This is a genomic window from Arthrobacter sp. GCM10027362 (assembly GCF_042679445.1).
In the GTDB taxonomy this organism is placed as follows: Bacteria; Actinomycetota; Actinomycetes; order Actinomycetales; family Micrococcaceae; genus Crystallibacter.
This window is the reverse complement of sequence record NZ_JBHTML010000215.1, coordinates 1-6,147: the sequence shown is the minus strand read 5'-3', so window position 1 is coordinate 6,147 and position 6,147 is coordinate 1. Positions and strand designations below refer to the sequence as shown.

Sequence of the window (6,147 nt, the reverse complement as noted above, 5' to 3'; positions counted from 1 at the left end):
CGCGCCGCTGGAGCCGCTGCAGGGCGCCGGGCAGCTGGCCGGCCTGATCGACGGATTCCGCGCCGCCGGGCTGCCGGTGCGGATGGTCGCCACCGGCCCGGAGCTGCCGCAGGATGCCAGCTTCCGGCTCACGGTGTACCGGATCATCCAGGAATCCCTGACCAACGTGCTCCGCTACGCGCGCGGCCTGTCCCGGGTGGAGGTGGCGGTGACCCGCGAGGACGGCCGGATACACATCCGGGTGGCCGACGACGGCCGGGCGACGGTGCCGGCGAAGTCGCTGGGCGCGGGGCAGGGGATTGCGGGCATGCGTGAACGCGCCGCGATCTACAACGGCACCGTGGAGTGCGGGCCCGGCATCCACGGCGGCCGCGATGGCTGGATCGTCGAAGCAACGTTGTACTGGCCGGGGGAGGGCGGGGACGATGTCACCGGCAAACACCACACCTGAGGCGGAAGGCGCCGGCGCCCATCCGGCAGCCGGCGGGCGGCGCGGCAACGCCGCGGGCCCGGTGCGGGTGCTGCTGGTGGATGACCAGCCCCTGCTGCGCATGGGCTTCCGGCTGATCCTGGAGGGTGAGGACGACGTCGAGGTGGTCGGCGAGGCGGGCGACGGCGCCGAAGCGGTGCGCCTGACCGCCCGGCTGGAGCCGGACGTGGTGCTGATGGATGTGCGGATGCCGGTGCTGGACGGGATCGAGGCCACCCGGCAGATCGCCGCCGGACCGCAGGAGGCCCGGATCATCATCCTGACCACGTTCGACCTGGACGAATATGCCTTTGCCGGGCTGCAGGCCGGGGCCAGCGCCTTCCTGCTCAAGGACGTGGCGCCGGCGGAACTGGTCTCCGCCGTGCGGCTGGTGGCCAGCGGCGACGCCGTGGTGGCGCCCCGGGTGACCCAGCGGCTGCTGGAGACCTATGTGCGCGGGCTGCCGGCCGGGCCGGGAACCGGGGCCCGGCCGGTGCAGCGGGACCCGCTGCTCGATGACCTGACCCCGCGCGAGCAGGAGGTGCTCGAAGCCATCGCCGAGGGCCTGTCCAACGCCGAGATCGCCTACCGGTTCTTCCTCTCCGAGGCCACGGTGAAGACCCACGTGCGGCGGATCCTGGCCAAGCTGCACCTGCGCGACCGGGTGCAGGCGGTGGTCTACGCCTACGAGACCGGGCTGGTGGTGCCCAGCCAGGGGCTCGACTACTAGCGTTCAGCGGCTGCCCGGTCCCTCGCCGGCTCGGGACGGGACCCTGCCGCTTCGCTTAGGGGGCGCTCCCGCAGTGTCGCTGGCCGCGCCACGGCGGGGCCCCCGCGCCCCGCCCTAGGGGCGCTCCCGCGCCGGACCCAGGGCAATGATGGGCAGGTCCCCGTCGGTCTCGATCGCGTCCCCGCCGCCGCCGCGGGTGTGGTAGCCGGTGGAGAAGTGGCGCACGGTATGGACCGAAGCCCCCGCGGCACGCAGGCCGGCCGCCACGAGGTCCCGCTCCTGGTCCGTGTTTTCGGCGATCTTGTGCGTGATCTGGAAGGTGAACAGGGACAGCCCCACCCGCCGGTCGAAGGTCGCCGCCCCGACCAGGTCCACGGCGAAACCGCCCGGCAGCCGCCATCCCGGCGGGCAGCTCCAGTACCGCACATGGTGGCGCTGGGCCGGACTGCCGGCCACCTCCTTCTCGAAGGCCAGGGTCTGCTTCTGCCCGAACACGAACAGCGCGCTGACCGGGGCTGCCGGATAACTGCGCCGCAGCAGCGAATCCCGCACGATCCGCCAGCTGCTGCGCCAGGTCACCGGATCCGCCTCGGTCCAGCCGGCGGCGGCCATGGCTTCGCGCAGCGCCTCCGGGGTCCCGATCACGGCCAGGTTCACCGGGTCGCCCAGCAGCCCGTCCACCGTCCGGGCCCGGCCGATGAAGTAGTCGGGCACGTAGATCCGGGTGAGCAGGCGGTTCAGCCGGGGCAGCAGCAGATAGGCGGCCAGCACCCAGATAACGACGAAGGCCCAGGGCTGCCGCGCGTCGTCGTCGGCCTCGGCGAGGAACAGCGCATAGACCGCCCAGCCGGCAAACACCGTGGTGGCCAGGTAGAAGAGCCGCTGCGCGGCCAGCACCACGGTGCCGGCCAGCCGCCGGTACCAGCGGCGCGCCGGCGCCGCCGCGGGAAGCGCGGTGTTGCCACCGTCCATTGTCCTATTATCCCCGCCTTATTCCCGCCTTATCTCCGCCGGCGGCCGGGATTTAGCCTTCCCGCCGCCATCCGGTACTATTGACAAGGTCTGCGCTGTCTGCGGAAGCCGGCATTTCTCGGGACGATACCCAACTTCCTGGCAGGTGCATCCGCATGTCCGGCAGCCAGTCAACGCAATAGAACCTCCTGTTACGGAAAGACCGTGACCGCTTAGCCCGAAGGAGGTGGGTTCACAATGCGTGCTTATGAACTGATGGTAATCATCGACCCCGAGGTTGACGAGCGTACCGTCGAGGCTTCGCTCGAGAAGTTCCTCAACGTTGTCCGCACCGATGGTGGCACCGTCGACAAGGTCGACATCTGGGGACGCCGCCGTCTGGCCTACGACATCAAGAAGAAGTCCGAAGGCATTTACGCCGTCGTCAACTTCACCGCCAATCCCACGACCGCGGCCGAACTTGACCGCCAGCTTGGCCTGAACGAGACCATCCTGCGCACCAAGATCATCCGTCCGGAGGAGCAGAAGATCTCCTCGAAGTAACCGCCCGGGTTTATCCCGCGCAGGTTCCGCAAGGAGTCTTCGGGCCCGTTGGCGGGCCCCTTGCAAGATCGCAGCAACCAGGAGGCAGCATGGCAGGCGAAACCACTATCACCGTCGTCGGGAATTTGACCAACGACCCCGAACTTCGTTTCACTCCGTCGGGCTCCGCAGTCGCCAACTTCACCGTTGCGTCTACGCCCCGGACCTTCGACCGCCAGACCAATGAGTGGAAGGACGGGGAAACCCTGTTCCTGCGCGCATCGGTGTGGCGCGAGGCTGCCGAGAACGTCGCCGAGACCCTGACCAAGGGAACCCGGGTGATCGTCCAGGGCCGCCTGAAGTCGCGTTCTTACGAAACCAAGGAAGGCGAAAAGCGCACCGTGATCGAGCTTGAGGTCGACGAAATCGGCCCCTCGCTGCGCTACGCCTCCGCCAAGGTCACCCGCACCCAGCGCTCCGGCGGCGGGCAGGGCGGCTTCGGCGGCGGCAACGGTGGCGGCTTCGGCGGCAACGCCGGCGCCAACGCAGGCTGGGGCGGCCAGCAGTCCGCACCCCAGGACGATCCCTGGGGCGCACCGGCCGGGGGCAACTCCGGCGGCTGGGGCAACGGCCCGGACGCCAACGAACCGCCCTTCTAGGGATTGGTGCGCTCCCAGAGTGTCGACTGCGTCGCCACGATGGGACCCTCGCGCCCCACTCTTGGGACACCACTATCAAGGCGGCATCCGCCGCCGCAATCCATCCCGTGGACAAAGGTCCACGGGCTCCACCAGACATAAGGAGCTCCACGATGGCTAAGGCTGAACTTCGCAAGCCCAAACCAAAGTCCAACCCCTTGAAGGCCGCTGACGTCACCGTCATCGACTACAAGGACGTAGCACTGCTGCGCAAATTCATCTCCGACCGCGGAAAGATCCGTGCCCGCCGCGTCACCGGTGTGACCGTGCAGGAGCAGCGCAAGATCGCCCAGGCCATCAAGAATGCCCGCGAAGTTGCCCTGCTGCCCTACTCCGGCGCTGGCCGCGGCTAAGCGAAGCGCGAAAGGAGAGAGTAAAAATGGCAAAGATCATTTTGACCCACGAAGTGACCGGTCTGGGCACCGCCGGCGACGTCGTCGAGGTGAAGAACGGGTACGCCCGTAACTACCTTCTGCCCCGCGGCTTCGCCGTGGCCTGGACCAAGGGTGGCGAGAAGCAGGTGGAGTCCATCAAGGCCGCCCGCGACGCCCGCGCCGTGGCTTCGCTCGAAGAGGCGCAGCAGCTGGCTGCGTCCCTGTCCGCCAAGCCGGTCACGCTGACCGTCAAGGCCGGCGAGTCCGGGCGCCTGTTCGGCACCGTCAAGCAGGCCGACGTGGCAGCCGCCGTCGAGGCTGCCGGCCTGGGGTCGATCGACAAGCGCAAGGTCGAGCTGGCCGAGCACATCAAGTCGACCGGCACCTACCAGGCCAGCGTCCGTCTGCACGAGGACGTGTCCGCCGTGATCAACCTCAAGGTTGTCGCCGGCAAGTAAGCCAGGTCTGCCAGGACCAGCGGAGGGGCCCCACCGGCAGGTGGGGCCCCTCCGCGCCTTAAGCACCGGGAAAATATTGGTCCACGGGGATTTCCGTCTCGGGCCGCCGCAGGCAGGAGGGGGCCGCCGGGTGCCCGGCCCGGGGCTTCCCCCGCCGGTCCTCGCTTAGACTGGGTCGGTGACCTCGCACGCATTCTCCCAGGTGGACGTCTTCACTACCGGCCCGGGCCTGGGTAACCCGCTGGCCGTCGTCGCCGCCGCCGCGGACCTGACCGACGCGCAGATGCAGCGGTTCGCCAACTGGACCAACCTGTCCGAGACCACCTTCCTGCTGCCGCCGTTCCAGGAGGGCGCGGACTACCGGGTGCGCATCTTCACGCCGGGTTCCGAACTGCCCTTCGCGGGGCATCCCACCCTGGGCAGCGCCCACGTCTGGCTCGAAAACGGGGGCGTGCCCAAGACCGCCGGCGTAGTGGTGCAGGAGTGCGGCGCCGGCCTGGTGGCGGTGAAGCACGACGGCGGGCGGCTGGCCTTCGCCGCCCCGCCCCGGCGCCGCACGGGGCCGCTGCCGGAGGAGAACGTGGCAAAGATCTGTGCGGCGCTGGGCATCGAGCGCTCCACGGTGCTGCGGCACCAGTGGGCGGACAACGGCCCGCAGTGGCAGGCCCTGCAGCTTACCGACGCCCGGGCGGTGCTCGACGTCGAACCCGACTATGCGGCGCTGGCCCCCTTCGGGGTGGGGCTGGTGGGCGCCGGCCCGCCCGGGGACGATGCGGACTTCGAGGTCCGCGCCCTGATGGGGTTCGAGCCGGTTCCCGCCGAGGACCCTGCCACCGGGAGCCTGAACGCCGCGCTGGCCCAGTGGCTGATCGCGGAGGGCCACGCCCCGCAGCGCTACACCGTGCGGCAGGGGACCCGGCTGGGCCGCAATGCCCGGATCGAGGTCGCCGCGGAGGGGCAGGACATCTGGATCGGCGGCGAGGTGCGGACCGTCATCCGCGGCACCGCGGAACTCTGACCGCTGCGGCATAAAGCGGCCGGCGGGCCTTTCCCCCGAAACGGGAAGCCGCTGCGCCTTGGGGATCGCGGTGGATTCCCAAACCGCGGGCCGGCAGGGGCCGCGCCTAGCGGTGCACCGCCGTCATCTGGGTAAAGCCCGCACTGACCAGGCGCCCGAGCACCTCCGGATCCACGTCGGCCAGCCTGTTGACGTACAGGCAGGCGGCACCCGTCCTGTGCTTGCCCAGCTGCGGCAGCAGGTCCGCTGCCTCCGGCGCGCACGTCAGTCCGTACAGGACCAGGCTGGCCGGGCGCGGGGAGAAGCCGACGGCGAGCGCATCGCCCTCGCGGCCGCTGGCGTACCTGTAGTGGTACCGGCCGAAGCCGACCATGGACGGCCCCCACATGACCGGCTGCTCGCCGGTGAGGCGGCCCATCATCTCCAGCAACACGAAGGCGTCGGCCCGGCGGACGGGGTGGGGGACCCGGGCCAGGAATTCTTCCGCGGGCACGTCGGTGGGCCGGGTCTTGTTTTCCGAGCTGCCGGGCATGGAAGGATTCTGCCAGACCGGCAGGGGATTGTCAGGGCCGGGTGCTGCCGGGCCGCGGTGCCGGCCAGGCGGGGCCTCAGTCCTCTTCGGGCCCGATGAGGGCCACGAACTCCAGGGCCTCCTGCTCGCCGGCGTCCGAATGCTCCCGCAGCAGCCGGGCCGCGGCCTCCAGGTCCCCGGACAGGGCCGTCTCGCGGATGCGGGCGTAGACCTCGTCATTGAGCCGGGTGCTGGCGATCTCGCGGATCTCGTCCCCCTTGGACACGATGGCCCGGTACCGGTACGGGGTCGGCCTGTGGGCGGCGGGGGCCTCGGCGGCAGGGTGGGCGGACCCGGCGGCGGGGGAGGGCTTGCCGGGAGCATCGGCGCCGCCG

General features: G+C 70.3%; 9 protein-coding genes and 1 pseudogene. 7 read left to right on the top strand and 3 right to left on the bottom strand.

The features are described from left to right. Together ACFQ36_RS19920 and ACFQ36_RS19915 are read left to right on the top strand one after the other, a co-directional pair. Window positions 1-451 (top strand): sensor histidine kinase (locus tag ACFQ36_RS19920; protein ID WP_377016810.1); only part of this gene is annotated, 451 nt, incomplete at its 5' end. Then, entirely contained in the window at window positions 426-1,199 is a 774-nt protein-coding gene (locus ACFQ36_RS19915; RefSeq protein ID WP_377016808.1) for a response regulator, read from the top strand. The genes ACFQ36_RS19920 and ACFQ36_RS19915, both read left to right, overlap by 26 nt. Window positions 1,200-1,313: 114 nt before the next feature. Here the strand turns inward: ACFQ36_RS19915 and ACFQ36_RS19910 are convergent, their stop codons facing one another. Continuing rightward, the gene (locus tag ACFQ36_RS19910) at window positions 1,314-2,171 is read right to left on the bottom strand and encodes an LssY C-terminal domain-containing protein (RefSeq protein WP_377016806.1); all 858 of its coding nucleotides are present in this window, start codon (window positions 2,169-2,171) and stop codon (window positions 1,314-1,316) included. Window positions 2,172-2,408: 237 nt separating this feature from the next. On the opposite strand from ACFQ36_RS19910, the gene rpsF reads away from it, so the two are divergent. From rpsF to ACFQ36_RS19885, 5 genes are all read left to right on the top strand, one after another. Further along, the gene (rpsF, locus tag ACFQ36_RS19905) at window positions 2,409-2,714 is read left to right on the top strand and encodes a 30S ribosomal protein S6 (RefSeq protein WP_377016804.1); all 306 of its coding nucleotides are present in this window, start codon (window positions 2,409-2,411) and stop codon (window positions 2,712-2,714) included. An 89-nt stretch (window positions 2,715-2,803) separates the two neighbouring features. Beyond that, complete coding sequence (locus ACFQ36_RS19900; RefSeq protein ID WP_377016802.1) at window positions 2,804-3,352, top strand: single-stranded DNA-binding protein; 549 nt, start codon at window positions 2,804-2,806, stop codon at window positions 3,350-3,352. Between the two features lie 152 nt (window positions 3,353-3,504). Further along, window positions 3,505-3,744, top strand: coding sequence for a 30S ribosomal protein S18 (gene rpsR, locus ACFQ36_RS19895; RefSeq protein WP_005273147.1), 240 nt, complete (start codon window positions 3,505-3,507; stop codon window positions 3,742-3,744). A 26-nt stretch (window positions 3,745-3,770) separates the two neighbouring features. Next, entirely contained in the window at window positions 3,771-4,223 is a 453-nt protein-coding gene (rplI, locus tag ACFQ36_RS19890; RefSeq protein WP_377016800.1) for a 50S ribosomal protein L9, read from the top strand. A 178-nt stretch (window positions 4,224-4,401) separates the two neighbouring features. Continuing rightward, complete coding sequence (locus tag ACFQ36_RS19885; RefSeq protein ID WP_377016798.1) at window positions 4,402-5,241, top strand: PhzF family phenazine biosynthesis protein; 840 nt, start codon at window positions 4,402-4,404, stop codon at window positions 5,239-5,241. 106 nt (window positions 5,242-5,347) lie between these two features. Here the strand turns inward: ACFQ36_RS19885 and ACFQ36_RS19880 are convergent, their stop codons facing one another. Together ACFQ36_RS19880 and ACFQ36_RS19875 are read right to left on the bottom strand one after the other, a co-directional pair. Beyond that, a complete protein-coding gene (locus tag ACFQ36_RS19880) occupies window positions 5,348-5,773 on the bottom strand; it encodes a DUF1801 domain-containing protein (protein ID WP_377016796.1) in 426 nt (141 codons plus the stop codon). Window positions 5,774-5,849: 76 nt separating this feature from the next. After that, window positions 5,850-6,147 (bottom strand): annotated as a pseudogene (locus ACFQ36_RS19875) (hypothetical protein); the annotation flags it as partial.